The sequence below is a fragment of the Solimonas fluminis genome, assembly GCF_002930645.1.
In the GTDB taxonomy this organism is placed as follows: Bacteria; Pseudomonadota; Gammaproteobacteria; order Nevskiales; family Nevskiaceae; genus Solimonas_A; species Solimonas_A fluminis.
On sequence record NZ_PSNW01000004.1, the window covers coordinates 241,842 to 268,808 of the forward strand.

The following is a 26,967-nucleotide window of genomic DNA, read 5'->3' on the forward strand; positions in this document are numbered from 1 at the left end:
TGCCATGCGGGACGGCCGGGCTGGCTCCGCGACACCCTAGGAAACTTCAGGGATCCTTCAAATGCTCGAGCCGGACGCCATTTGCGATATCCGGACAACGCCGCCCGTCCAGCCCTCCGGGGGCCATGAACCTGCAGTCAATGGCCTGGGCGGGGCTGCCGTCGACCTGCGAAGGCCCTAGGCACCCCTGGAGCTTCCCCGCTCGCGGCAGCGCCGGAATCTCTCCAGCAGTGGCGCGTACACCCCATCCTCCACAGGGCCGGCGCCCGCCCATTCGATCGCCATGGCATCCAGCGGCATTTCGTCGGCCCTCGGCCCCTGGCCCATGCTCTGCACCAGGCGTTGCAGCTGGTACTCGCGGCGCAGTGCCTGGTCCTCCGGAGGCGTCGGCATGTCCGCCAGGATCTCGGCACGGATGCAGAGCATCCTCAGGCTGGCCTCATTCGCCGCCAGGTCCGAGAAGCGCTCGCCTGCCAACCCCTGCCGGAGGGCTTCGAGCCCGCCCTTGGGCCAGCGCGGGACGGAAGCGATGTGGGCCTCGGCCGCCGCTTTCAGGGTGTCGAGCTGTTCCGCATCCAGGCCGCGAGCTGCGGCGAGCCGGTAGGCGCGCACCTGATCGGCGGCGTCGAAAAGATCGGCCCAGCGACGTTCGGCGTCACGCGCCTGCTGGCGCGCGATGGACTTCCTGCAGCGCTCCAGGCCCTGCTCCAGCCTGTTGCGGAGCCCGCGCGAATCCGCGCGCGGAAACTCGCCGATCGCATCGAAGGCGTTGCGCAGCTCGGCCAGCGCTCCGGCACGCGCCAGCAACTCCGCGCCTTCGAGGGCGGCGATCTGCTCGATCTGCTCACACAGGGCAATGGCCTGCGCCTTGTTGCTGTCGAGGCTGGCCGCGTAGTCGGCAAACTCCTTGTCGCGCTTCTGGAACACGGTGTCGCAGTGCTGGCGAAACTGCCCCCAGAGGCGCTGATCCGCCTCGCGCGGTACCGGACCCACCACCCGCCACTTCTGCTGCAGCTCCTTGATCTCCTCGATGGCCTTGCGGCCGTCCTCGCTGGCGGCCAACAGGCGGGCGCGCTCTATCAGCGACTCCTTCTGCTTCAGGTTGCGGGCGTACTCGGCATCCACCCGGCCCTGGATGCTCGCGCCAAGGGCCGCGAAGCCCTTCTCCTGCTGCCTGCCAGCCTGGCGATCCACCGGCGAGCAGTTGCGCCACTCCTGCTTCGTCTCGCGCAGGGTCCTGATGACAGCCTGCCAGTCCGGTTGCTCCCAGTTGCACTCCGCCTCGAACGCCGTCAATCGGGCGAGCAAGGCATCGCGGCGGCGCAGGTTCTCCTCGCGCACGAGGGCCTGGGCGGCAAAGTACTCCTTGCATGGCTGGTAGGCCTTCTGGGCTGCTTCCTGGAAGCGCTGCCAGTCGGCTTCCGTGTTCTCGCCCGCCCCCTTGCTCAGGCTGCGCCACTCCTCCTGCAGGCCCCGTATCCTGTCGGCGAGCGCCTGCGGATCCAGTGCCGCGCCGATGAGCGACTCCATCTCCTCCGTCAGCTCGGCACGCTTGGGCGCCACCGAAAAGCTCTTCCAGTCCTTCAACTCGTTCAGCTGCTTGTCGAGTTGCTGTATCTGGCTGGCCAGGCTGGCCGGCAGGGGCGCGGCTCCGGCCAGCTTCTCCTCGATGAGGCGCCGCAACCCGGCCGCGCGCGAGCTGCCGCCGCCGCCAAGCGCGGTACGCGCCTTGCGGATCAGCTCGTCGATCTGGCGAATCGCCTGCTGCTCGGCCTGCTGCTGTTCGGCCCGCAGGCGCTTCTGCTCCTGGAGAACCCGGGCCTGCTCGGCCGCGGCCGCCGCGGATGCCTGCGCCTGCTCCTCGCGCAGGCGCCGTGCCTCTGCGGCGGCGTCGGCGGCAGCCTGCGCAAGTGCCGCCTGGGCCTCCTCCTGGCGCGAATGTTCGGCAATGGTCTCCCGCGAGCGCCCGATCCATAGCTGGACCCTTTCGCGCAATTCGGGATCGGCCTGCCCGGCCACCGCCTGCCAGCGGCCCTCGAGGTCGTCCAGCCTCGGGCCGGACAAGGCGTCGTACGGACGTTGGCTCCAGCGCTCCAGGGCTCCGGAGACATCCGTGATCTCGGCCTGCAGCTGCTCGCGCTTGCGGGCCTGCTCGTGCAGGGCATCGCGCTTGGACGTCAGGATCCTGTAGACGCTCTTGTCATTGCCGCCGCGGACATCCCGGATGAGCTGCCGCAGGACGTCCAGATCCTCGATGGCCTCGGCCGCCGCCTGGCGAATCTTGGTCGAGCTTCCCTCGACGACCAGCCTGGCCACCGCCTGCACGTCCCGGGCATCGATAGCCGACTGCAAGGCCCGCTGCTCGGCATCGGCGGCCAATGCACGCTCGGCGGCGCCAGGTCTCGAGGGCGCCTGCGGGGCCTCCTGGGGCAAGGCCGATCGGCGCGCCGGAGCCGAGGCGGGCGACGGCGAGGGCACTTTGCGAAACAGGCGCGAGAACAGCGACATGGTTGACCTACACCGCGTGGGAGCCGGCCGCAGATTCTACTGGCGCGCGAAGGCGAGCGGAATTCGGTGTTGTCTGCATCGAACTGGCCGCCGGCATCTTCGGCACGCCGGCCCGTCACACCGTGCTGAAGCGCTGGCAACTCGATCTCGCCGGCCCCTTCAACCGCAGGCTGCGCGATGAGGCGGACAACCTCTTCATCTCGGACAAGTTCAAGCAGCGCTTTCCGGATTTCAGCGTCACGAGCTACCGGCAGGGGCTCCGCGCCATCGGGGCGGCGCGGCCGGCAAACTGAACCCGCAGTCTCAAGCCGAGGGAGACCCGCCGTTGTTCAGTGCCCACTGCGCCTCGAAGGCGCGCCGGTAGGCCGGCCTGGCCTCGCCGCGGGCGACGTAGGCGGCCAGGTCCGGAAACTCGTCCAGCAGGCCCGACGCCCTCAGGCGCAGCAGCACCGACACCATCATCAGGTCCCCCGCGCTGAAGGCGCCGTCGAGCCAGCCGGCCTTGGCCAGCCGGGCCGATAGCGGGCGCAGCCGCGCGCGGATGCGATCCTCCACCAGGGGCAGGCGCTCGCGGCTCCAGGGCTTGTCGGCCTCCAGGATCCGGGCGGTGACCAGCTCGAGGATCGGCGGCTCCACCGTGTTGAGCGCGGCGAACATCCAGGTGATGGCGCGTGCCCGTGCATCGGCATCGGCCGGCAGCAGGCCCTCATGGCGCGAGGCGATGTGGAAGACGATCGCCCCGGTCTCGAACAGTGCCAGGCCGCCTTCCTCGTAGGTCGGAATCTGGCCGAAGGGATGCAGCGCCAGGTGCGCCGGCTGCTTCATCGCCGCGAACGACACCGGGCGGACCTCGTAGGGCAGGCCCACTTCCTCCAGCGCCCAGCGGACGCGCGTATCCCGCGCCAGCCCCCTGCCGCCATCGGGCGAGCGTTCGAAGGCGGTGATGGTGATGGTCATCGCGAGGCTTCTCCCGGCGCAGGGCTCGGCGCTTCAGGCGCCCGCCCGCAGGATACGCCGGCGCAGCCACATCAGCAGCAGCGACGCCAGCACGATTGCCGCACCGCCCAGCACGAAGCGGTAGTGATGCAATTGCTTCTTGATGGCGTTGATCTTCACCTGCTTGTGCGGATTGAAGTCGTCCGGCAGGCGCAGCACGCCGGCCTCCTGCTCGTAGGCCGCATAGTCGGCCAGCATGGCGCGGTAGCGCTCCGGCTCCTTCTCGCTCAGGTCCTGCACCTCGCCGGGATCGGTGGCGAGGTTGTACAGGCGCCACTTCGCGTCGCCCCAGGGCAGGGAGATCTTGGTGAGCTTGTAGTCGCCCTTGAACAGCGCGGCATTGCCGCCCACTTCCATGCCCACCGGCTCGTCCGCCGCATAGACCCGCGGCACGGCACCGGAGAGCGCGGGCTTCAGGCTGCGGCCGCTCATCGGCACCGGGCCGTTCCAGCGTGCCCGGTCGATGCCGGCATAGTCGTAGATCGTCGGCGTGACATCGGTGACGAAGCTGGTGCCGACCAGGCGCCGCCCCGGCGCAATGCCGGGGCCCGCGGCGATCAGCGGCACGCGCATGCCGCCCTCGGAGGAGTGGAACTTGAACAGGTTGCCCGGCGAGGCGGTGGCATTGGCCCACTCCGGGCCGATGAAGCACATGCTGCCCTTCTCGCCCAGGTTCCCCAGCTCGTGCGTGTAGCCGTTTCGCGACATCCAGGTCCTGAAGCCGGCCTGGGCCACCGGATTGCTCGGCTCCGGCCCGTTGTCGGAGGTGATCAGGAAGACGGTGTTCTCGAACTGCCCCTGGGCCTTGAGGTAATCGACCAGGCGGCCGATGTGATGGTCCATCGCCTCCAGCATGCCGGCATGCACCTGCATGCTCCTGGCATACAGGGCGCGCTCCTCCGCGTCCAACGACTCCCAGGAGCGCAGCTTCTCGTGCACCGGCGCCAGCGGGGCGCCCTGCGGGATCAGCCCGCGCTCCTGCGCGCGCCGCCAGCGCGCCTCGCGCATCTGGCCCCAGCCGCCGTCGTAGACGCCGTCGTAGTTCGCCGTGAACTCGCGCGGCGCCTGCACCGGGATGTGCACGGCCTGGAAGGCGATGTAGGCCAGGAAGGGCTCGCGGCGCGCCCGGTCCTTCTCCAGGTAGCGGATCATCTGGTCCACCAGGAATTCCGAGGAGTAGAAATCCTTGGGTAGGGTCGCGGGCTTGCCGTCCTCGAACCAGTCGGCGCTGGTGTAGTACGGCATGTAGGGCTTCTGCTCCCAGTTGTCCGCGCCCGAGGCATCGAGCACGAAGGAGCGGTCGAAGCCCAGCGCGTCCGGCAGTTCGCCCGGCCCATGGCCCAGGTGCCACTTGCCGGTCATGTAGCTGCGGTAGCCCGCCGCCTTCAGCCGCGTGGCCACCGTCTCCACGCCGGGCTCGAAACGCATGCGGTAGCCCGGGCGCCCCTGCTGCTCCACGGGCAGCGTCTCCGGGATCGTGGCGAAGCCGGTGCGGTGGTTGTCGACGCCGGTCAGCAGCATCGCGCGAGAGGGCGAGCATAGCGGCGAGCTGTGGTACTGCGTGAAGACCGCGCCCTGCGCCGCCAGCCGGTCGATGTTGGGCGTGCGCGCCTCGCCGCCGTAGGCGCCGAGGTCGCTGTAGGCCGCGTCGTCGATCAGCAGCAGCACGAAGTTGGGCCGCTTGCCGGCCCCGGTGCCCTCCTGCGCGGCCGCCACGGCCGGCAGCAGGGTCGCGGCCAGCAGGGCGGCAAGGCCCAGGCATGAGGTCTTGTTCATGGTCTCCCCCGAATCGTCGTGGCCCGATTGTCACCGGCCCCGGCGGAAATTGACAGGCTGTCGCTATTTCCCGCCCTCAGCGCAGTTGGCTGTCCTTGCTGCCGCGCCGGTTGTAGCCGCTGAACACGCTGGCCTCCCGATCCTGCGCTTCCTGGCAGTCCACGCAGAGGCGCACGCCGGGGACGGCCAGGCGGCGGCCCTCGGGGATTTCCGCCTCGCACTCCGCGCAATGGCTCAGGCTGGGGCCGGAGGAAAGGCCGCTGCGGGCACGGGCGATGGCGTCCGTGACCGTGGCATCGATCTGCTCCTGCACCGCGCCTTCCCGCGCCCAACCCGTGGCCATGGCCTTCTCACGACACTGAAGCCTGTCTCCAAGATGGCGCCGGACACGCGGGATTTCAAGCGGGGGCGGGGGCTCCTGCGATGGCGGCCGTCGCCTCGCCCACCGCGACGAGGTGATTGCTGCCGCTCTGCACGCTGAAGGCCTGGTGCAGCACCTGGTCCTCGCTGCGCTCGGTGACGCGCGGCACCATCCAGAACTCCGCCTGCAGCCGATCGGGAGTCAGGTCCAGCAGCAGGTAGCCGTTGAGCGTGTTCTGGTAGTACTTGAGATGCGGGTTGGTCAGCCGCAGCAACTGCTCGGCATCGGCGGCAAGCTGGGCGAACAGCGCCGTGGGGCCGTTGCCTGCCGGCAGGTCGCCGCGGGAGGTGATGGAAGTGGCGACGAACTCCACCGCCACGGCTCCCTCGCCGCTCAGCGGCCGGTAGCCGGGGCCGTTGGGATCGCCGGTCACCTCGAAAGCATAGGCCTCGTGCGCATCGCCGGTGAGGATCACCACGTTGCCGCCGCTGCGGGCGCGGATCATCTCGATCACGCGCGAGCGCGCCGGGTCGTAGCCGTCCCACTTGTCGTTGGACAGGTACAGGCCGCCTCCGCCCAGGGCCCGCGGCGCACCGAGCAGCTTCAGCGGCGAGAAATACACCTGGTTTCCGATCAGCTGCCAGCGGCCGCCGTTGCCGGCCAGTTGCGCGCCCAGCCAAGCCTCCTGCACGGGGCCGAGGATGTGGCGCGAGGCATCGGCAAAGTCACCGCTCTGCGTAAACACCGGCACCGCCTCGCCGAACAGGCTGTTGGGCGGCAGCGGCTCGTCGCGCCCATGGTGGCGGGCGTCCACCATGCTGAGATCGGCCAGGTCGCCGAAGCGGAAGCCGCGCCAGACGCGCGAGGGATCGGCGGCATCCGGCGCGCGGATCGGCATCCACTCGAAGGCCGCCTGCATGGCCGCGAAGCGGCGCTCGGCGTAGGAGCCCTCGCTGGCCTCGTCGTGCGCGTCGGCGCTGTCCTTCCAGGCGTTGTTGGCCACCTCATGGTCGTCCCAGACCCAGATCACCGGATGCTGGCGGTGCAGCTCCTGCAGGTCCGCGTCGGCGCGGTACTGGGCGTAGCGCTGGCGGTAGTCGGCCAGGCTCAGCAGTTCCCTGGCCGGTTCGTGCGGCCGCACCTGGTCCTGGGATCCGTTCTCGTAGATGTAGTCGCCCAGGTGTACCACCGCGTGCAGGTCGCTGCGCTCCGCCACGCGGCGGTAGGCATGGAAGTAGCCGGCCACGTAGTTCGAGCAGGTGACGAAGGCCAGGCGCAGCCGCGCCACCGCGCCCTGCGGTGCCGTGCGGGCGCGGCCCACCGGCGAGCGGGCGCTGGCCGACTCGAAGCGATAGTAGTAGACGGTATCGGGTGCCAGGTCGCGCAGGTCCAGCTTCACGGTCCAGTCGCGCTCGGCGGCGGCGGTGACGCTGCCACGGCCGACGAGCTGGGTCAGCGCCGGATCGCGCGCGATGACGTAGCGCAGGCGGACGCGGCTGGCTGCCGTGGCGGCCGGCTGGGCTCGCGTCCACAGCATGACGGCATCGGGCAGCGGATCGCCGCTGGCAACGCCGTGGGTGAAGTCCGCGGCATCCAGCCCGCCGTCACCGTCTTCGCGGTCGTCGCTGGAACCGCAGCCCGCCAGCAGGCTGGCCAGGGTCGCACCCGTCGCAACGACGAACGCGCGGCGCGTGAACGGCGGCATGGAACGACCCCCTGCAGAAAAGTGAAGGGGTCAGTCTTGCCGCCGAAGATGGCAGCCGGATGAAACGGCCGGCGCGGGGCGGCGGTAAATCCGCCCCAACGCGGCCCAGGACCGCTTACCAGACGCCGTTGGTCGTGCGGACCACGTAGAAGCCGCTGTAGCCGTCGGTGTACCAGATCTCCTTGCGCTCCGGCACGAAGGCCGGGCTGGACATGGCCCAGTTGCTGGCCGGGGCCGGCACCGTGACGATGCGCGGCTGGATCGGCGCGTTGTAGTAGGCGATCTCGCGCGGATGGCGCGGGTCGCGGATGTCGAAGATGCGCAGGCCGGACAGGATCATGCTGCAGGCGGCGATGTCCGGGTTCACGCGCGTGGGGATGTTGCAGTAGTGGCCGGCGTAGCCGCCGGCCGGGTTCATGGCGCCCGGGTCTTCGGCGATGGCGTCACGGTTCTCCGGCTCGTGCACTTCCAGGCGCAGGTTGGAGACGATCTTCGGCTGGGTTTCGTCGCTGATGTCGATGATGCGGCCGGCACCCACGTAGCGCCCGTGCAGCGCCACGCCCAGGCTGCCCGGATTGTCGGTGGAATATTCGTCGATCTCCAGCAGGTAGGGCTTGCCGTTGCGCGTGAAGGGAATGGCGTTTTGCGGCACGCTGCGGTTGTCCCAGTCCAGGCGGCTGATCTCGCGCACCTGGGGATTGGGCTTTCGGGCCTGGATTTCGGAGATGTCCAGGATCACCACGCCGGTGTTCTGCCCGTAGGCCAGGTAGGCGCGGTTGCCGTCATTGCTGATCGACAGGCCGTGCGAGCTGTAGCCGCCGCTCCAGACCGGCAACGGCAGCACGGGGTTGGAGATGTCCACCGCGGTCAGCGTGGGGATCATCGGCGTGGCCGAGAAGAAGGTCTTGCCGTCGGGCGACATGCCGCTCTCGTGGCCCAGCACGCCCACCGGCGCGGACGCGCGCAGCCGGGGGCTGCGGCAGTCCTCGGCGAGGTCGTAGACATCGACGATGCCGGGGTAGAACAGCGGGTTGCCCATCACCGCGGCGAGCACGCCGGCTTCCTGCGACACCACCAGCGACTCGTGCGGCGACAGCATGGCCGGGCTCACCAGCCGGGCCGCCAGCACCGGCTGGGTGGGGTCGCTCATGTCCAGCACGTTCACGCCGACATTGGCGTCGAGGATGTTGGTGGGGAACAACAGCGTGCTGTCGTAGTAGGCGCATTCGTGTCCGGCCTTGTCGACGTAGCGCTCCACCTTGAAGCCGCCGACGGTGCCGATGGCATTGGGCACGGTGTACTGCCCCACCAGCTCGGTGTTGCAGGTATAGCCCTCGGCCGCGCGGCCGCTGTCATGCTCGGCCTTGCTTACCCGCCCCTGCATGCCGGTCTCCGGACGCGAGCCCGGCCCGCAGGCGGCCCTGGGCGTGGCGCCCGATACCGGCGTGCCGCTGCTGACGGCCGAGCTGCTGGAGCCGCAACCCGCCAGGCCTGCCGAAAGGGCCAGCATCAGTGCCGGAACCATGGGGGACTTCAGGATCATGCTGCGCCTCCGGGCACCGGCGCTCCGGTGCATATGTGCCGTTCTCATTCCTTGACCTGATCCGCCACCGCCAGCGTCCGCTGGAGCAGGTCGATCTCTCGCGACTGGTCCATCACCACGCGCGCCGCCAGCTCGCGCAGGGCCGGCACGCGGGCGTTATCGGCGGCAAAGCGGGCCATCGGCACCGCGCCCCGGTGATGCGCCAGCATCAGCCGCAAGAAGTGCCGGTCGCGCTCCAGTCCCTCGAGCTGCCGCAGGCGGTTGAGCTCCTCCGGGGTGGCCAGGCCGGCCATGCCGGTGGGGGAGCGGCGGCAGTCCAGCAGGTACTGGCTCAGCTCCGCGTCGGGCGGCTCGCGGCCCAGCAGCATCCAGTCCATGCCGCGCGCGGGCGGCACGAACGGCTGGTTCCAGAGGCGCAGCCAGCCGTACATCTGGCCCAGCTCGGCGATCTGCGTGTCGGCAATGGTCTGGGCCATCAGGGCCAGGCGCGTGGGCCGGCCATCGAGCATGAACTTGGCCATGGCAATGGCCTGCTGGTGGTGCCGGCTCATGGACTGGGCAAAACCGACGTCAATGGGCCCGCCCGCCACGGCCGCCAGTTCCGTCCTTGCCGCCCTCAGGGCCTGCTGCTGATAGGCCGCCAGAGCCGCCAGCCCGGCCAGGATCAGCGCGAGCGCAATACCCCGGAAACGGCGCATGGCCGCGCTCAGTCCTTGCCCGCTGCCGGCGGAACGCGGCGCGGGCGGGCGCGAAGGCCCGTGCACAGGGGGCTGGGCATGCTGACGATCTCCTCCGGATCAACGTGCGGCGCTGGGCGGCCGTCTCGTTATGGGGGAGACGATAGCATGGGTGCGGCGAGCTCCCGCCAGCCCCCTGCGGACACCCTGAAAAAGTCCCTTCGGGCCGAAATCCCGAGCGGACTTTGCCGACCGTGGGACAGCCCATGCCGTCCACCCTTGGACCGGCCCAGGGCGAAGGGTCGCTTCTCGTGAGCTTTCCTAGGCCGTCTCCCGCGGCTCCGGCGCGGGCGCGGGCTCGTCCTCCCGGCGCGGCAGGGTAAAAGAGAAGATGGCACCCTTCCCCGCCTCGGACGAGACCCAGATGCGGCCGCCGTGCAGGTGCACGATCTTTTCGCAGATGGCCAGGCCGATGCCGTTGCCCTCGAAACGGTCCGGGGTGTGCAGGCGCTGGAAGATCTGGAAGATGCGCTTCTGGTGCATCTCCTCGATGCCGATGCCCTGGTCCTCCACGGACACCACCCACTCCCCTGGCTCCGGCGAGGCGCCGATGCGCACCAGCGGACGCGACTGCGGCTGGAACTTGATGGCGTTGTTGATCAGGTTCTGCAGCAGTTGCGTCAGCAGCGGCCGGTCGGCATGTACCAGCGGCAGGTCGCCGGCCTCGATCACCGCACCCCGCTCCTCGATCAGGGCCTGCAGCGCCAGCCGCGCGGCATCGACCGCCTCCCGTAGCTGGAAGTCGGTGGCATGGACCCCGTCCTGACCGACCCGGGACAGCTCGAGCAGGGCGCGGATCAATTCGCGCATCTGGTTGGAGGCATCGGAAATGAAGCTGAGGTACTCGCGAACCTCGCCCTCGGCCTGCGGCAGCTTGCGCTCCAGCAGCTGCACGAAACCATTGACGGTGCGCAGTGGCGCCTGCAGGTCATGCGAAGCGACGTAGGCGAACTGCTCCAGCTCGCGGTTCGAGCGTTCCAGCTCGGCACTGCGGGTCTGCAGGACCTCGGCAAGCCGCTGCTGCTCGCCGAGGCTCTCGCGCAGTGCCGCCTGGGCCTGCTCGCGCGCCTCGATCTGCCGCTCCAGCTCCCGGTTCGATTTCTCCAGGCGGGCAATCATCGCCGCCCGGCGCTGCGCCAGCCGGGCGTCCACCGTCGACGCCATCAGCGCCAGCACCAGCAGGCCGATCACGACGCCGGCAATGACGAAGGCCAGCGAATCCCCCTGGAGCACGTAAGCCCCGCCCGCCCGGCACATGGCCCCCGGCGAGAACTGCGCCGCGCTCATTCCGGTGTAGTGCATGCCGGCGATGGCGATGCCCATGAAGCCCGAGGCCAACAGGCGCTTGGCCACCATGCCCTCGGAGCGCGACCGCAGCGTGAAGGCGAGCCACAGCGCGGCTACCGATGCCGCCACCGCGATGGCGAAGGAAGCCAGGAACAGCGCCGTGTCGTAGCGGATGGGCGGCGACATCCTCATGGCGGCCATGCCGGTGTAATGCATGGCGCAGATGCCCGCCCCCATGACCAGCCCGCCGCCGACCAGGTAGTGCGGGCGCAGCTGCGGCCGGCTGGTGATGGCCAGGGCAATGGCGGATGCGACGATGGCGTAGGCCATGGACACCGCGGTGAGCCGGAATTCGAAGGCCATCCGGATGGGAAGGCTGAAGGCCAGCATGCCGATGAAATGCATGGTCCAGATGCCCGCCCCCATGGCCAGGGCACCGCCGCAGATCCATCCCAGCGTGGCGCCGTCGCGGCTTTCCGTGACGCGGCCCGCCAGGCTCAGCGCGGCATAGGAGGCGAGGATGGCCACCAGCAGGGACAGGGCCACGAGGGCGGGATCATAGGTACCGATCATGGCGCAGCCGAATCCTCCGGACGCTGTGGCTCCGGAACGATAGCACCCTGGCGGAAATCCGGCCCCGCCCCCGCCATTCAGCCATGCCGTTCCGTCCCTGGAGCCGCAAGAAAATACCCGGGACACTGAATAGGCTCTGAACGTCCCGGCCCCGGCCTGTCATCCCTGCAGGGGTGCGCCGCGCCAGGATGCCGGCGGACCGGGCTGCCGGCCGCCAAGAGGCTGGCCGGAAGTGTGACACCGGCAGCGTTCAGTACCCCCGCTGCACCAGCTCCGCCACGATGTCACGGTACAGGCCCAGCCGGCTGAAGCGGAACATGCTGTTGTCCTCGCCGCTGCAGCTTAGCCGGCCCTCGTCCATGCCCGGCACGCGCGAGTCGGCATAGGCCATGTGGTTGAGGCCGGGGTGCGGGTGTGCCGGATCGAGCGAGACGCCGCTGATCCAGCGCGGCAGCACCGGCGTGGCGCCGCCGCTGCCCCCGGGGCCGTAGGTGGTGAACTTCTGGGAATCCACCGAGATGTTGCCGTCGTTGGGCCCTTCGCCGTCCATCACGATCTGCCAGTTGAACTTCTTGCCCGAGTAGCAGGGGTGGTCGATGTCGTCCACCTGCGAAGTGAAGGTCTGGTAGAACACCGGATGACTTGGGTCCACCGGCAGCGGATAGCGCTGGTTGAAGCTGGGCGGGCAGGTCCGCCCGGCGCCGGGCTCGCAGTCCATGTCGGTGGTGAGCATCATGTACTTGCGCGACAGTGCCACCGCCGACTCGCTGCCGTTGACCACCAGCGCCTGGTTCTGCCGGTAGGAATCCGCCGCCAGCACCAGGTCCACCAGCGGCGAGCGGCAGCCCGGCGTCAGGCAGGACGCCGTGGTCTTGAGTATCCAGTCCGCCTGCGCCGTGCCCTTGTTGGCGCCGGCCATGGAGGTCCAGCTCGCCACGTGCCTGTACATCGGCTCGCCGCTGAACTCGTTGCGCACCGCCGCCAGCATGTAGCGCGAATCCGGGCAGCCCTGCGAGTGGCAGATGACGTTGAACTGCAGCCCGCGGCGGCAGGCCGGTTCATCGGGGAAGCCGCTGCGCGCGCGCCGCGCGGCATCGGCGCAGTAATCCAGCGTGGCGGCGTGCACGCCGTCGATCACCCGGGGATTGCTTCCCTGGCACAGCAGTTCGCCCAGGCTGCTGCCGGCGCATTTCTTGTACAGCAGCTGGCCGCGCGTCTCGTGCGAGGCATAGGCCAGCTTGTCCGGCTGGTAGACCACGGCGCCGCCGGCTTCCAGCATCGTCTTGACGCCATAGGCATCGAAGCCGCCGCCGGGCTGCTGCGTGTCGCCGCGGAAGGAACGCTCCGCGGTATAGGAGAACGGGTGCGACAGCAGGATCGGCCAGCGCGTGGCCAGGCTGCGGCCGCTGCCATCGGCCGGCGGCTGGTAGAAGCTGCCGTCCGGCCCCGCACCGCGCTTTAGCCCGAAGCTCCCGGCGGGGTCGCCGCCATCGCCTGCGGAGCCGCAGGCGCAGAGCATCAGGGCAAGCAGGCAGGCGGCGATCCTCATGGCCGGCTCAGTCCTGAGCACCGCTTTCGTACAGCGGCGACTTCAGCGGCAGGCCGATCAGGGCCGTGGGCGTGGCGTCGATAGCGTCGATCAGGTCGATGAACACCTTGGTGACAGGCACCAGGTCGTCCTTGGCCACCTTGTCCAGCGTGTCGGCCGCATCGTAGAGGTAGTTGGGGCCTGCGATCAGGCTCGCGGTGGGCACGCCGGCGGCGCAGATGAAGCCGGCATCGGTCGGCAGCGCGCCGATCGGGCAAAGCACGTGCCCGGAGATCAGCGCGGTGCGGCGCAGGTCGTGCCGGATCACCGAGTTGATCATCCCGAGCTTCAGCGTCGGCCCCATGTTCTCGATGATCGCGCGCAGTTCCGGCTTGTCGGTGATCTCCAGCTGGTCGTCGGCACCCTTGATGCCCTGCTTTCCGATGTGCTCCAGGGTCACGTTGGCGACGATGTTGTAGGGCGTCTCCTTGTCGATGACGTACTTGCGCACGAACTCGCGGTGCACCTGGTAGCCGCTGAAGTGCGTGTCGAAGGTGGCGAACATCATCGTCTTCTGGCGCGATTCGGCCGGCTGCGACGCGTAGTACTGCGCCTGCGCCAGCACCGCCGCGGTGCCGCTGCCGTCCTCCACCGCGCCGTAGAACACCGAGTCGTGGTGCGACTGCACCATGATCGTGTCCTTGCTCTTTCCGGGCAGGAAGCCCACCACGGCGCGGCCGGTGGCCTCCTTGCGGAAGCCCTCCATCACCAGGTTGGCGCTGCGGTTGCCGCCGCCCATCATCTGGCGGATGCGAGCGCCCTCCTTCTTCGTCACCCAGACGCCGGGAATGGTTACCTGCGTGCGTCGATAGAACTCGTTGTAGTACTTGTTGGAGTCGAAGTAGTCGCTGAGCACGCCGATGAAGCCCACCGCGCCGCCTTCCATCGCCCGTTCCACCGCGGTGGCATACGAGGTGACAAAGGGATTGCCGATCACCAGGGTCGGTTCAAGCGTCGTCAACCCCGGATCCCAGAGGAACTCGATCTGCAGTGCCAGCAGGGCCGGCGGCATCAGGAACTTGAGATCGAACATCACGATCTTGCCCTGGACCGACTGCAGCGGCACACCTGCGCCCACGTCAACGATTTCGGCGGTGAGCCCGTCGGGGCCGGTGGAGAACACCGAGGGCTGGTCCAGCGTGACGTAGGTGTGCGCCACCGGGAAGCTGTCCACCGCCTCGCCGTTGACCTTGAGGCGGGAGCGGGTGGCGCTCCAGTTCCAGGATTTGGCGGTCTCGTAGTGCACATCCTGCAGCCCCAGGGACTCGAACTGGCACTTCACGTAGGCCGCGGCCTTCTCACCCTCCAGCGTGCCGGTACGGCGGTAGCCGATGCCGACCAGGTCCTCGATCCAGCCGAAGATGCGCTCGGTGCTGGGCATGCCCTGGGCCTCCGGGGCCGTGGAGCGGGCACAGGGGGCGGCGTCCACCACGCTGCGGCCACCACCGGACGGGGCGGTACTGGAACCGCAGGACGCAAGCAGCAGGGTCCCGGCCGCGGCCAGGGCAATGGCGGCATTCTTCAGCAAGTGACTCTCCTCGGGCACAGGGGGCCTGCGGCGCGGCCGCGGCCCTGTCGATGTTGTAAGGCCGGCATTGTCGGTCCCGCAGGCCCCGCCCCGCTTCTCATCTCCGGACAATCTCGCATTCATTTCTCGCCACACCTAGAATCGGGGCATGCGAGCGAACGACCTGATCATCCCCACCGTGCCGGTCAGCTACGTGCTGATGCTGCTGGACATCGCCGCCGACTACGGCGTGCGCCGGGAAACCCTGCTGGACGGGCTCAACATCGCGCCCGAACTGCTGCAGAAGCCGGAGGGGCGCATCAGCCTGCTCAACGAGTACGCCCGCCTCTGCATCCGGGCGCTGAAGCACACCGGCGAACCGGCGCTGGGCTACGAATTCGGCCTGCGGGCCACGCTGACCACCCACGGCATCCTCGGCTACGGCCTGATGAGCCAGCCCTCGTTCCGCCACGTGCTCGACTTTGCCCAGCGCTTCGGCTCGGTGCTGCGCATGCCGGCCTGGCACCTGCGCTTCTTCGTCCAGGGCGACTACACGATCATGGAGGGACAGGAAGCGGTCTCCCACGGCAGCCTGCGGCGCTTCTCCTGCGAGCAGCTGCTGATCAGCGTGTCCTCCATCGCGCGCCAGATCCTGCCGGTGCCCGATCCGCAGATCGAGCTGCTGTTCGACTATCCCGAGCCCGAGTACCACGCCCGCTACCGCGACCGCCTGCCCAAGGTGCGCTTCTCCGCCGGCTGCACGCAGATGCGCGTGCCGGCGTCCTATCTCGACATTCCCCTGCGCACCGCCGACCAGGTTTCCGCCTTGCTGGCCGAGCGCGAGTGCGCCCGCGAGCTGTCCCTGCTGGGACACAACCGCGACCTGGTCAACCAGGTGCGCGCCGTGCTGGTGAACGATGGCGGCGGCTATCCGACGCTGGAGCAGGTGGCGGAGCGGCTGCACACCTCCACGCGCACGCTGAACCGCCAGCTGGAGAAGCGCGGCAGCGGCTTCCGCGAGCTGCTGGCCGAGGCCCGCCAGCGCGACAGCCTGACCCTGCTCGAAGACCCGCGACTGACGCTGACCGACATCGCGCAGCAGCTCGGCTACAGCTCCCTGGCCAACTTCGCACGGGCGTTCCGGGCCTGGAACGGCACTTCGCCGGGGGAGTTCCGGGCGCGCGGCGAGCGCCGCTAGCTCATCTGGGCCAGCCGCCCCTCCACCCAGGGCAGGCCGCGCTCCCGCAGCGCGGTGAAGGCATCGTCCACGAAGGGCTGCATCGCAATACGCGCCTGCTGCTTGTCCAGCTTGAGCTGCCGCTCGGCCATCGCCGCCATGACCTGGTTGAAGTCGGTGGAGTAAGTACGCGCATCCAGGATCCAGCCCGAGGCCGGCTGGCCGCGCGCCGGCAGCATGTCGCCCAGCCGGCAGACGTGCTCCTCTCGCACCAGGGCCTCCGCACTGTCGGGAGCCTCCATACAGGGCCGCATCGAAAGCTCCGGCACGCGCTTCAGGCGCGACCAGCCGATCTCGATGTTGAAGGCGTCATGGTCCTTCATGTCGGGCTGCAGCACGATGAGCTGCCAGGCCAAGGGATGGTCGTCACGCACATATAGGCGTTCGCCCGGAAAGAACCAGGTCTTGGGGGCCGGCACTTCACGCCAGGCCGGAAGTTCCGTCTTCATGCGAGCGGCGAACAGTTCGCGCAACGCAGCGCCATATTCCTTGCGCATGGATTCAACCCGGTATCCGTGGAGAGACCCATCCTAGCCGAAGCAAGGCCTCAGCCGGCTAGCGACGGATGCAGGAAACGCCCGGGCTCCCGCGAGGCCCAGGTGCGGGCGTCGATCACGCAGGCTGCATGCGCCAGCTACCGTCCGGCCCAAATGGAAAAGGGCGGCGATTCGCATCGCCGCCCTTCGTGTCCCCCGGGAAGAGGGGCCTACAGCCATCCCATCGCCAGCAACTTCATCTTGAGCATCAGCCAGAGGAAGCCGAAGACCTGCTTGACCTGCTCCCAGAACGTGGGCTTGTAGCGGGCGCGTTCGCGCAGGTAGTGCTGCAGGGCGGTGATGTCCTCGTCGGTGAACTCCTCGAACCTGGGCATGCCGCGCGATTCCAGCGCGCCGCCCTGCACGATGGCCTTGAAGGCGTCGTGCGACAGCGGCACCGGCGAGGCGCGCAGGTCCGGGGCGTAGCCGCCGGCCACGGCGGCGCTGCCGTGGCAGATCACGCAGCCGGTGTAGACGTGCTTGCCCTTCTCCACCAGCACGGGATCGATCTTGAAGTCCGGCGCCTCCAGCGGCTCCACCTTGGCCAGCGGCGGCGGCGAGGGCGGCAGCGCGGCCTGGCCGTCGAGGACGAAGGTCAGCATGCGGCGCGGGTACTGCCGGCCGACCCAGCCGTGCTGCGCGCTGAGCGAGCCCAGCAGCGAGGGCGCGCCGCCCCAGCCGGCGAGGATGGTCACGTACTGCTTGCCGTCCACGGTGTAGGTCAGCGGCGGGGCCTGCGTGCCCACGCCCATCGGGTAGCTCCACAACTCCTTGCCGGTGACGGCATCGGTGGCGACGAAGCGGCCGTCGGCCAGGCCCTGGAACACCAGGCCACCGTGCGTGGCGATGACGCCGCCGGCGGTGGCGCCCGGCGTGGGGTTGCGCCAGACCTCTTTCTGCGTGACCGGGTTCCAGGCCAGCAGCGAGGTGCTGCCGGCGCTGGTGGGGATGTCGTCGAAGAAGCCCTTGAGGCCCATGACGTCGCCCGGGGTCATCTGCCACTTGCCGGGCTTGCGGCCCTCGCCGTCGTAGAAGCCGGCCATCTCGCGCGCGGGAATGTAGACCAGGCCGGTGTCCGGGCTGAAGGCCATCGGGTGCCAGTTGTGCGTGCCGCCGGAACCCGGCCAGGTCAGCGCCGGGCCGTTCTCGTAGCGCGCGCCGCGCACTTCCACCGGGCGGCCGGTGGCCATGTCGACCTTCTCGGCCCAGGTGACCTTGCCGATCTTCTCGGCGGAGATCAGCTTGCCGGTCTCGCGATCCAGTACGTAGAAGAAGCCATTCTTGGGCGCGTGCATCAGCACCTTGCGCGGCTTGCCCTCGATCTCGATGGTCGCGCTGACCATGTCCATCGTGGAGTTGAAGTCCCAGGTTTCGTTGGGGGTGGTCTGGTAATGCCAGACGTACTCGCCGGTGTCGGCGTCCAGCGCCACCACCGAGCAGAGGTAGAGGCTGTCGCCGCCGCCGGGGTTGCGCAGCTGCGCGTTCCAGGGCGAGCCGTTGCCGGTGCCCAGGTAGATGCGGTTGTACTCCGGGTCATAGGTCATGGCGTTCCAGACCGTGCCGCCCGCGCCGTACTTCCACCATTCGCCGCTCCAGGTCTTGGCGGCTTCTTCCATGGCCTTGTTCTCGAAGCCGTCGGCGGGGTTGCCGGGGACGACCCACCAGCGCCACAGCTCCTTGCCGGTTTCCGCGTCGTAGGTGGTGACGTAGCCGCGCACGTGGCCGAAGTCCGCGCCGCCGTGGCCGATGATCACCTTGCCGTTGAAGATGCGGGGCGCGCCCGTGATGTAGCGGTTGTCGCCCGGCGTGGTGGTCATGACCTCCCAGACCAGCTTGCCGGTCTTGGCGTCGAGCGCGAACAGGCGGCCGTCCTGCACGCCGGTGTAGACCTTGCCGTTCCAGAAGGCCAGGCCGCGGCTGCCCCAGGCATAGCGCATCTTGCGCGACTCCACCTTGGGGTCGTACTTCCACAGCAGCTGGCCGGTGCGGGCGTCCACGGCATGGACCACGCTGTAGCCCACGGCGGTGTAGATGACGCCGTCCACCGCCACCGGCTGGCTGGAGACGTTCCAGACGTCGTCCAGTTCCAGCGACCAGGCCAGGCCGAGCCGGGAGACGTTCTGCGTGTTGATCTGGTCCAGCGGGCTGAAGCGCTGCTCGCTGAAGGTGCGGCCCCAGGCAGCCCAGTTGGCGCCATCGGCCTCGTTGCCGAGGGCGGCGTTGTCGATGGTGGTCGCCTGCGCGCCCAGGACGGGCAGCAGCGCGGCGGCGGCCGCGATCAGGACTCGGCGGACAAGGACCGCCAGGCCGGTACGTTTCATTGTTCTCCCCCGGAAAGCGCATGGATGCAGGAGGGAGTATCGCGCCCGCTCCCGCCCCCCGCCCTCCTGCTTTCGCAGTAGCCGCTGCCACCGTATCGCCGCTCAGTACCGGCTCCGCAGCGCAGCAAAAAACCCCACTATCGATAGGGTGGCAATCCACCCCCTGCTGGTCCACGATAGGGTTCTCGGCAACGGGGGAGAACGAAAATGAGAATTACCAGCCCGATCACGGCTGTGGCGGCCGCGGCCTTCACCATCCTGTCTTCCTGGGCCGCAGGCTCGCAGGCGGCGCCCGTGGACGGCGCGCGCATCCAGGCGGCGGACCGCGAGCCGGGCAACTGGATGTCGCACGGCCGCAGCTACGATGAGCAGCGCTATAGCCCGCTGGCGAAGATCGATCAGGCCAATGTCGGCCAGCTCGGCCTGGCCTGGACCTACAAGCTCGACGTCGACCGCGGCGTGGAAGCCACGCCGATCGTGGTGGACGGCATCATGTACACCACCGGCGCCTACTCCATCGTCTACGCGCTGGATGCCCGCAGCGGCAAGCTGCTGTGGAAGTACGACCCACAGGTGCCGCGGGACTGGTCCGGCAACGGCTGCTGCGACGTGGTCAACCGCGGCGTGGCGGCCTGGAAGGGCAAGGTCTACGTCGGCAGCTTCGACGGGCGCCTGATCGCGCTGGATGCCAGGACCGGCAAGCCGGCCTGGACCACCGACACCGTGATCGACCGCAACCGCAGCTACACCATCACCGGCGCACCGCGCGTGGTGAAGGACAAGGTCATCATCGGCAACGGCGGCGCCGAGATGGGCGTGCGCGGCTATGTCTCCGCCTACGACGCGGCCAGCGGCAAGCTGCTGTGGCGCTTCTTCACCGTGCCGGGCGACCCGAAGCAGCCGCCCGAGAACAAGGCCATGGAGATGGCGCGCAAGACCTGGTCGGGCGACGCCTACGTGCAGCAGGGCGGCGGCGGCACGGTCTGGGACTCGATGGCCTACGATCCGGAACTGGACCTGCTCTACGTCGGCACCGGCAACGGCTCGATGTGGAACCGCAAGGTACGCAGCCCCGGCGGCGGCGACAATCTATTCCTGTCCTCGATCATCGCGCTGAAGCCCGACAGCGGCGAGTACGTCTGGCATTACCAGACCACGCCGGGCGATACCTGGGACTATACCGCCACGCAGCACATCATCCTGGCCGACCTGCGCATCAAGGGCGAGCTGCGCAAGGTGTTGATGCAGGCGCCGAAAAACGCCTTCTTCTACGTGATCGACCGCAAGACCGGCGAGCTGATCTCGGCGGAGAAGTTCGCGCCCTCCAACTGGGCCAGCCATGTCGACATGAAGACCGGCCGGCCAGTGGAGAACCCGGAGGCGGACTGGACCAAGGAAGCGCGGCTGATCTTTCCCTCGCCCTTCGGTGCGCATAACTGGCAGCCGATGTCCTTCAACCCGAAGACCGGCCTGGTCTATATCCCGATGCAGGAGACGCTGATCCTGCTGGCGCCGGACAACAACGCCAAGTATGTGCGCAAGGGCATCTTCAATGTGGGCCTGCAACCCTTCGACATGCCGGAGGACCCCAAGGGCCTGCAACAGGTGGCCGATGCCCACAAGGGGCATCTGCTGGCCTGGGACCCGGTGGCGCAGAAGGCCGCCTGGGACCAGCCGCACGTGACGATCTGGAACGGCGGCACGCTCAGCACCGCCGGCGGCCTGGTATTCCAGGGCAGCGCCGACGGGCGTGCCGTGGCCTATGCCGCGGATACCGGCAAGAAGCTCTGGGAGGCTCCCGCCAACACCGGCGTGATGGCCGGCCCGGTGACCTACACGGTGGACGGCGAGCAGTACGTGACCTTCATGGCCGGCTGGGGCGGCGCCTTCGCGCTGGGCGGCGCCATGGCCAACGTCGCCAAGGTGCGGCCGGAAGCCCGGGTGCTGACCTACAAGCTGGGCGGCAAGGCGAAGATGCCGGCACCGAAGCGGGTGATGGCCAGCCTGCCGAAGCTGCCGCCGGTCACCGCCACGCCGGAGCAGCTGGCCCTGGGCCGCGCACTGTTCAACGGCTATTGCTCGGTCTGCCACGGCTTCAACGCCATCAGCGGCGGCGTGCTGCCGGACCTGCGCTACCTGACGCCGGAAAAGCACCAGATCTTCGCCGGCATCCTCGCCGGTGCCTACCTGCAGAAGGGCATGCCGGCCTTTGCCGACCTGCTGCCTCCGGACTACCAGGCGGTGCTGCAGCAATACATCATCAAGCGTGCCCATGACCTGGAGCAGGAACTGGCGCAGCCGCAGAAGGACGCGGCGAGGTAGGCCCGGCTCGAAAAGTCGCGGGCTTCGGCCCGAACGAAGATGCAGATGCCCGTCATGCCGGCGAAAGCCGGCATGACGGGCATCTGTGCTCGTGTGCCTCGCTAGATCAGTCCCGCCGCCTGCACCGCAGCCATCAGGCTGGGCGCGACCTCGGCGTAGCTGATGCGGCCGTGCCCGGTGACGCCGGCCACCTGGTAGGTGCCGGTGAAATGGCGGGTGATGCGCAGGACCTCCGAGCCGTTGTCGGCGTATACCACGAGGGCCTGCGGGGGGCCTTCGTCCAGTTCCCAGCGCTGCCAGAAACCCTGGAACATGGCCGGCAAGCGCTCAGCCACCAGGTCGAACACGCGCTGGAACTCCACCCGCTCGGCATAGCTGAAGCTGAGTGTCCTGTCCCCGATCCCCATCGAAGTCCCCGGCCGGTCCCCACCGGCATGCTTCGATCATACGTCTGCCCCGCCGCGGCGGATGCACGGCTGCGCCTCCGTTCACAGTTTTCCGGTGAATCGTCAGAGCAGGCCGGCGGACCTGAAGGCGTCGGTGATGCTGCGGGCGGCCACGGCGTAGATCACCGCCCCCTTCCCCGTGATCCCGGCGGCGCGATAGCCGCCGGAGTTGAGGCGGGTCAGGCGCAGGGTCCGGGTGCCGTCCTCGGCGTAGATGATGAACTCGGGCGGCAAGCCGGAGCTTTCCTCCCAGCGGTGCCAGAAGGAGCGGAACATGGCTGGCAGGCGTGCGGTGGCGTGCTCGAAGGCGCGCTGGAACTCCTCGCGCTCGCCGTAGCTGAAGCCCAGACCTTCGCGTATCCCCGCCATAGCCCACCGGCCTGCGTGCCGATTCCCGCACGGCGTACAGATTTACGCGAAATCCAGACCCTGTTGGGACAGGCGGTATGTTTTATCCATACACGCGGCGCGCGTGCACCCCGAGGCCGCGTGCGACGCTGGCGAAGGGGTCGCCCGCCACTTGTTCGCTGGCGGGAAAGGCGGCGGCCACGGCATCGCGCAGCAGGCGGATTCCGGTCGATCCGCCGGTAATGTAGACCGTGTCAACTTTGTCCGCCACCAACCCGGCCTGGCGCACTGTCTCCAGCGCGGTGCCGACGATGCGCGCCAGCGCCTCGTCGATGGCGAACGCCAGGGTCTGCTGGTTGACCGTGGTCATCAGGCCCTTCTCGACGAAGGCGAGGTCGATGCGGCTGCGGCCGCCGTCGGCGATGGCCACCTTGGCCTCCTCCACCAGGCCCGCCAGGCGGTGCCCCTCGCGGTCGCGCAGCACCTTCATCAGGCGGTCATGGAAAGTCGGCGCCCGGTAGAACGGCCGCAGCGTCTGGGCTTCCGACAGGGCCTTGGGCGTGTAGAGGAAGTTGATGCGGTGCCAGGTGGCCAGCTCGAAATAGATGTGCGACGGCACCGGCTTGCCGCTGGCCCCGCTGCTGTTCAGCCCCAGGCAGGGCATCACCGACACCAGGCTCAGCTGCTGGTCGAAGTCGGTGCCGGCCAGGTGCACGCCGCCGCTGGCCAGCACGTCGGCGCTGCGGTCCAGGCGGCCGCTGCGGCCGGGGCCAAGCCGCACCACGGAGAAGTCCGAAGTGCCGCCGCCGATGTCCACGACCAGCGCCAGCGTCTCGCGCGACAGGCCGGTTTCGTAATCGAAGGCGGCGGCGATGGGCTCGTACTGGAACGAGACCTCCCGGAAGCCCGCCTCGACGGCGATGCCGCGCAGCGAGGCCTCGGCCGCGGCATCGCGCACCGGGTCGTCGTCGACGAAGTGCACCGGACGCCCCAGCACCACGCGCTCCAGCGGCTCGCCCGCCTGCGCCTCGGCGCGCTGCTTCAGGTGGGAGATGAAGCCGCCGATGATCTCGCGATAGGCCAGCGCCTTGCCGTTGACCAGGGTGGTCTCGCCCAGCAGTTCGCTGCCCAGCAGGCTCTTGAGCGATCGCAGCAGGCGCCCGCTGTAGCCGGCCTGGTACTCGGCGATGGCCTGGCGGCCGAACACCGTGGTCTGCTCGTCGGCGTTGTAGAACACCGCGCTGGGCAGCGTCACGCGATCCTGCTCCAGCGGCACCAGGTCGAGCGCCCCCCGGCCGCCGAGGCATACGGCGGAGTTGGAGGTACCGAAATCGATGCCGGCGAAGGGCTTCATGAGGGCAGGCCGGAAAGGGGGCGCGATTCTACCCGCAGTCGATCCGTGGCGGTTAGCCCCGGCAGGGCTCAGTTGGTGTCCTGCGGAGGTCCGCCATCCAGCGGACGCCCGGTGACCTCGGCCACCGGCTCCGTCGGTGCCCGGGCGCCGCTCACCCTGGAGGACTGCGCCATCTTCAGCACGTCGATGGTCGCGGCCTTGGCCAGCGAAGGGCTGCCGATGCGCTTGTTGACCTGGCGCACGATCTGCTCGCGCACCAGCGGCTCCAGCACCTGGGCGCGATGCAGCAGGCCGCCCGGGAGATTGCGGCCGTCCATGCGCAGGCGCACCTGGTCCGCGCCGATCTGGCGCGGCACCAGCTTGAGGATTAGCGGCTCGTAGGTTTCCACGTCGAGGTCGACGTTGATCAGCACGTCGATGTCCACATCGGCGCGGATGTTGAGGATGCGCAGCTCCAGCAGCATGTCGCCGAACAGCTCCAGGCGGAACCCGACCTTGGGCAGCAGCTCCAGCCGCGGCTCGACCTGCACGTCGCGCACGCGGAAGGAGTAGGAACCCACGATCAGGTCCGCCGGCATGCGCTTGAGCGAGCCGTCGATGGTTTCCTGCAGCAGGCCTTCGATCTCCTGGCTCAGGCGGCCGGCATTGACCACCTGCCGGATGAAGTTGTGGCCGAACTCGGCGTAGGAAATGGGCTTGAGATCGCTCATGCCCTCTACTTTAACCCGTCATGCCGGCTAAAGCCGGCATCCAGCCGCGAGGAGTCGCCAAGACTTGCGGGACTGGATACCGGCTTCCAGCGGCAGGACGATGGAGGAAGATCAAGCTTCCGCGATTTTCAAGACGAGCTTGCCGGTGTTGTCGCCGCGGAACAGCCTGAGCAGCGTGTCCGGAAACACCTGCACGCCGCCCTCCACGATGTCCTCGCGCGTCTTCAGCTTGCCGGCGGCCAGCCAGCCGGCCATCTCGCGCCCGGCGATGGCGTAGCGGTCGGCGTAGTCGAATACCACCATGCCCTTCATGCTGGCGCGGTTGACCAGCAGCGACATGTAGTTGCTCGGCCCCTTCACCGGCGTGGTGTTGTTGTACTGCGAGATGGCGCCGCAGATGACGATGCGCGCACCGCGCGTGATCTGCGTCAGCGCGGCGTCGAGGATGTCGCCGCCGACGTTGTCGAAGTAGACGTCGATGCCCTTGGGACAGTGCTGCTTCAGGCTCTTCTTCACGTCCTCGCCCTTGTAGTCGATGCAGGCGTCGAAGCCCAGATCCTCGACCACGTAGCGGCACTTGTCGGCACCGCCGGCGATGCCGACCACTCGGCAACCCTTGATCTTCGCGATCTGCCCGACCACGCCGCCCACGGCACCGGCCGCGCCGGACACCACTACCGTGTCGCCGGTCTTGGCCTCGCCCACTTCCAGCAGGCCGAAGTACGCCGTCATGCCGGGCATGCCGAGGGTGCCCAGCCACACCGGCAGCGGCGCCAGCTTCGGGTCCACCTTGGTCACGGCCCGGCCGTCGGACAGCGCGTACTCCTGCACGCCGAAGGTGCTGACCACGTGCTCGCCGACGGCGAACTTCGGATGCTTCGAGGCGACCACGCGGCCGACGGCGCCGGCACGCATGACTTCGCCGATGCCCACGGGCGGGACATACGACTTGCCGTCGTTCATCCAGCCGCGCATGGCCGGGTCCAGCGACAGGTACAGGACCTTGACCAGGAACTGGCCCTCCGCGGGCTCCGGCACGGCCTCCTCGGTGCGCTGCCAGACGTTCTCCTGCGGCAGCCCGACGGGGCGGGCGGCGAGGCGGATCTGGTGGTTGATGACGGTCATGGGATTCTCCTTCAGGCGTTGAGGGTGGCCAGCGCCAGTTCGGCGTAGCGTTGCGGTTGTTCGAGATCGGGGAAATGGCCGCAGTCGGCGAAGCGCTCGACGCGGGCCTGCGGCAGCAGTTCCCGCAGCGAATCGGGCGAGGTGCGGCGGTGGCTGCGGTCGCGCTCGCCCCAGATGAGCAGCGCCGGCGTCTTCACGCCCTCCAGCTCGCCGTCACGGGCCTGCGACAGGCCCTGCACGACGCCGGCCAGGCAGAAGCAGCCGCCATGCGTCAGCGAGTGATGCGCGGGCGCCAGGAACTCATCGAAGCGCGAGCGGTCCGGCAGGGCGATGCCGTACCAGACGCTGGCGAAGCGGCGGCGCGAGGCGCGCATCAGCAACTGCCCCACCACCGGCACCTGCAGGGGCTTGGGCACGTTCTTCTGCGTCCAGGCGCGCATGGCCGGCATCGAGGGCGTCTGGCACAGCAGCAGGCGGCGGATGCGGTGCGGCGCGGCCTTGGCGGCGGCAATCGCGTAGAGGCCGTTGGCGCAGGAGAAATGCAGGGCCGCCTCGCGGATGTCCAGCGCGTCCATCACCGCCAGCACGGCGCCGGCGCCCTCCTGCAGGCGATGGCCGTAGCCCAGCGCGGGCCTCGACTGGCCGAAGCCCGGCAGGTCGAAGCAGACCACGCGCGCATAGGGTCGCAGCCGCTCGATCACCGCGGCGTGATGCTCGATGACGTTGGGTCCGTCCGGCACCATCAGCACCACAGGACCCTTGCCGCCGGTGTCGAGCACGCGCAGGCGGCCGATGCGGGTGTCGACCAGGCGCGTGCCGGCCGGCCAGCCGGAGGCATCGGGCGCGGAGAGCGAGCGGTTGATCAGGCTGTCGAGGGCGGCGGCGAGCATCTCAGGCCTCCAGGACGTGACCGGCCTGCGGCGCGGCGCGTCCCTCCAGCACCTCGCGCCAGGCGGCTTCCCACTGCGCCGGGGCAGTGTGCTGCACGCGCAGCCAGCGGCGCAGCAGCGGCAGGAACCCGGCCCAGGCGACGGCGAAGCGCCGGTCGATGCCGCCAGGACCCCAGTCCTGCGTGCGCTTCCTGATCTGGCCCGGCGCGAAGAAGAACTGCGGCTTGGCGCCTGGCAGCGCATGCTGGGTCTGGCGCTCTTCCCAATGCGTGGCGCCGACGATGCAGCTGTGCTTCAGCGCGTCCTTGAAATGGTGATGCACGCGCGACAGCAGGCCGCCGTCGCCGGACATGTCGACGTAGACGCTGGCCACGTCCGCCGGCAGGGATTCCAGCGCGTCATAGCCGATGACGCGGTCATAGTGGCCCAGCTGCTCGCAGAACGCGCGGTTACGCGCCGAGGTCAGGCCGATCACCTCGCAGGACTGCGGTCGGTTCAGCGACAGGCGCTGCGCCACGCCCAATGCGGTCTTGCTGGAGGCGCTGGCGATGATCACCGAGCGGCCGCCGAACAGCTGGTTGTCGGCCAGGAAGTCCTCGATCAGGAAGGATGTGATGTAGAGCGGCGACAGCAGGGCCTGCTCGTCCTCCTGCCCCGTGTCATGCGCCGGGTCCCGGGAGACGCGGCGGTAGAGCTGGTAGGCGGCGGGCAGCGCGCGGCGATGCGGCGTGGCATCCATGAAGGAGGCCTCGCCGATGCGGCCCGGCTGCAACAGCAGCTGCGAGGACATCGGCAGGTAGCCGTAGATTCGCTCGCCCTCGGCGATGCCCTGGCAGCGCGAGCGCTCCACGCGGGCGAAGCCCCAGACCGGGATGCGTCCCCAGCCCTCGGCCGCGGGAAAGAACTGCCAGTACTGCATGGCGTCGCCGAAGACGCCGTAGGTGACATTGTTGGCGGTCAGTGCAAAGCGCTCGATGCGCAGCAGGACCTCGCCGTCCTGCGGCTGCGGCACCTCGGCGTTGACGATGCGGGCCTGGCGCAGGTCCTTTCGGGCCACCTCGAAATCGAATGCACTCATGGTCTGCTCCCGGGAAAAG

General features: G+C 69.0%; 22 protein-coding genes. 3 read left to right on the top strand and 19 right to left on the bottom strand.

Annotated features, from left to right (window positions below):
* Positions 1–177 precede the first annotated feature (177 nt).
* On the bottom strand, positions 178–2,508 hold the full coding sequence (locus tag C3942_RS09595; RefSeq protein ID WP_133164283.1) for a DUF349 domain-containing protein: 2,331 nt from the start codon (positions 2,506–2,508) through the stop codon (positions 178–180).
* Positions 2,509–2,510: 2 nt separating this feature from the next.
* Between C3942_RS09595 and C3942_RS22045 the strand changes: the two genes are divergently transcribed.
* Complete coding sequence (locus C3942_RS22045) at positions 2,511–2,801, top strand: Rossmann-fold NAD(P)-binding domain-containing protein (RefSeq protein WP_133164284.1); 291 nt, start codon at positions 2,511–2,513, stop codon at positions 2,799–2,801.
* Between the two features lie 10 nt (positions 2,802–2,811).
* Here the strand turns inward: C3942_RS22045 and C3942_RS09600 are convergent, their stop codons facing one another.
* The 9 genes from C3942_RS09600 to C3942_RS09640 form a co-directional block, all read right to left on the bottom strand.
* Positions 2,812–3,465: a glutathione S-transferase family protein gene (locus C3942_RS09600; protein ID WP_104230162.1), complete on the bottom strand. Its 654-nt coding sequence runs from the start codon at positions 3,463–3,465 to the stop codon at positions 2,812–2,814.
* Between the two features lie 33 nt (positions 3,466–3,498).
* Positions 3,499–5,280, bottom strand: coding sequence for an arylsulfatase (locus tag C3942_RS09605; protein WP_104230163.1), 1,782 nt, complete (start codon positions 5,278–5,280; stop codon positions 3,499–3,501).
* A gap of 76 nt (positions 5,281–5,356) precedes the next feature.
* Positions 5,357–5,623 carry a DksA/TraR family C4-type zinc finger protein gene (locus C3942_RS09610; protein WP_104230164.1) on the bottom strand — a complete coding sequence of 89 codons (267 nt, stop codon included), beginning with the start codon at positions 5,621–5,623 and terminating at the stop codon, positions 5,357–5,359.
* A 55-nt stretch (positions 5,624–5,678) separates the two neighbouring features.
* The gene (locus C3942_RS09615) at positions 5,679–7,346 is read right to left on the bottom strand and encodes an alkaline phosphatase D family protein (protein WP_104230165.1); all 1,668 of its coding nucleotides are present in this window, start codon (positions 7,344–7,346) and stop codon (positions 5,679–5,681) included.
* 115 nt (positions 7,347–7,461) lie between these two features.
* Entirely contained in the window at positions 7,462–8,889 is a 1,428-nt protein-coding gene (locus C3942_RS09620) for an LVIVD repeat-containing protein (RefSeq protein WP_104230166.1), read from the bottom strand.
* 44 nt (positions 8,890–8,933) lie between these two features.
* Complete coding sequence (locus C3942_RS09625) at positions 8,934–9,587, bottom strand: DUF305 domain-containing protein (RefSeq protein ID WP_104230167.1); 654 nt, start codon at positions 9,585–9,587, stop codon at positions 8,934–8,936.
* Between the two features lie 300 nt (positions 9,588–9,887).
* Entirely contained in the window at positions 9,888–11,486 is a 1,599-nt protein-coding gene (locus C3942_RS09630; RefSeq protein ID WP_104230168.1) for an MHYT domain-containing protein, read from the bottom strand.
* Between the two features lie 250 nt (positions 11,487–11,736).
* A complete protein-coding gene (locus tag C3942_RS09635) occupies positions 11,737–13,035 on the bottom strand; it encodes a lipase family protein (RefSeq protein ID WP_104230169.1) in 1,299 nt (432 codons plus the stop codon).
* 7 nt (positions 13,036–13,042) lie between these two features.
* Positions 13,043–14,602, bottom strand: coding sequence for a M28 family peptidase (locus tag C3942_RS09640; RefSeq protein ID WP_165797396.1), 1,560 nt, complete (start codon positions 14,600–14,602; stop codon positions 13,043–13,045).
* A 148-nt stretch (positions 14,603–14,750) separates the two neighbouring features.
* On the opposite strand from C3942_RS09640, the gene C3942_RS09645 reads away from it, so the two are divergent.
* A complete protein-coding gene (locus C3942_RS09645; protein ID WP_104230171.1) occupies positions 14,751–15,779 on the top strand; it encodes an AraC family transcriptional regulator in 1,029 nt (342 codons plus the stop codon).
* Here C3942_RS09645 and C3942_RS09650 read toward each other — a convergent pair.
* Positions 15,776–16,315, bottom strand: a complete 540-nt coding sequence (locus C3942_RS09650) for a hypothetical protein (protein WP_104230172.1) — start codon at positions 16,313–16,315, stop codon at positions 15,776–15,778. The two genes, C3942_RS09645 and C3942_RS09650, sit on opposite strands and share 4 nt — an antisense overlap.
* Positions 16,316–16,524: 209 nt before the next feature.
* Positions 16,525–18,675 (bottom strand): PQQ-dependent dehydrogenase, methanol/ethanol family, encoded by a 2,151-nt coding sequence (locus tag C3942_RS09655; RefSeq protein WP_104230173.1) that lies wholly within the window; start codon positions 18,673–18,675, stop codon positions 16,525–16,527.
* Between the two features lie 207 nt (positions 18,676–18,882).
* Between C3942_RS09655 and C3942_RS09660 the strand changes: the two genes are divergently transcribed.
* Complete coding sequence (locus tag C3942_RS09660) at positions 18,883–20,997, top strand: PQQ-dependent dehydrogenase, methanol/ethanol family (protein WP_104230174.1); 2,115 nt, start codon at positions 18,883–18,885, stop codon at positions 20,995–20,997.
* Positions 20,998–21,098: 101 nt separating this feature from the next.
* On the opposite strand, the gene C3942_RS09665 is transcribed toward C3942_RS09660, so the two are convergent.
* From C3942_RS09665 to C3942_RS09695, 7 genes are all read right to left on the bottom strand, one after another.
* The gene (locus tag C3942_RS09665; protein WP_104230175.1) at positions 21,099–21,404 is read right to left on the bottom strand and encodes a hypothetical protein; all 306 of its coding nucleotides are present in this window, start codon (positions 21,402–21,404) and stop codon (positions 21,099–21,101) included.
* Positions 21,405–21,506: 102 nt separating this feature from the next.
* A complete protein-coding gene (locus tag C3942_RS09670) occupies positions 21,507–21,812 on the bottom strand; it encodes a hypothetical protein (RefSeq protein ID WP_104230176.1) in 306 nt (101 codons plus the stop codon).
* 82 nt (positions 21,813–21,894) lie between these two features.
* Positions 21,895–23,145, bottom strand: a complete 1,251-nt coding sequence (locus tag C3942_RS09675; protein ID WP_104230177.1) for an Hsp70 family protein — start codon at positions 23,143–23,145, stop codon at positions 21,895–21,897.
* A 68-nt stretch (positions 23,146–23,213) separates the two neighbouring features.
* Complete coding sequence (locus tag C3942_RS09680; RefSeq protein ID WP_104230178.1) at positions 23,214–23,855, bottom strand: hypothetical protein; 642 nt, start codon at positions 23,853–23,855, stop codon at positions 23,214–23,216.
* A 111-nt stretch (positions 23,856–23,966) separates the two neighbouring features.
* Entirely contained in the window at positions 23,967–24,980 is a 1,014-nt protein-coding gene (locus C3942_RS09685; RefSeq protein ID WP_207766039.1) for an NADP-dependent oxidoreductase, read from the bottom strand.
* An 11-nt stretch (positions 24,981–24,991) separates the two neighbouring features.
* A complete protein-coding gene (locus C3942_RS09690) occupies positions 24,992–25,870 on the bottom strand; it encodes an alpha/beta fold hydrolase (RefSeq protein WP_104230179.1) in 879 nt (292 codons plus the stop codon).
* A 1-nt stretch (position 25,871) separates the two neighbouring features.
* Positions 25,872–26,948 carry a DUF2855 family protein gene (locus tag C3942_RS09695; RefSeq protein ID WP_104230180.1) on the bottom strand — a complete coding sequence of 359 codons (1,077 nt, stop codon included), beginning with the start codon at positions 26,946–26,948 and terminating at the stop codon, positions 25,872–25,874.
* Between the last annotated feature and the right edge of the window lie 19 nt (positions 26,949–26,967).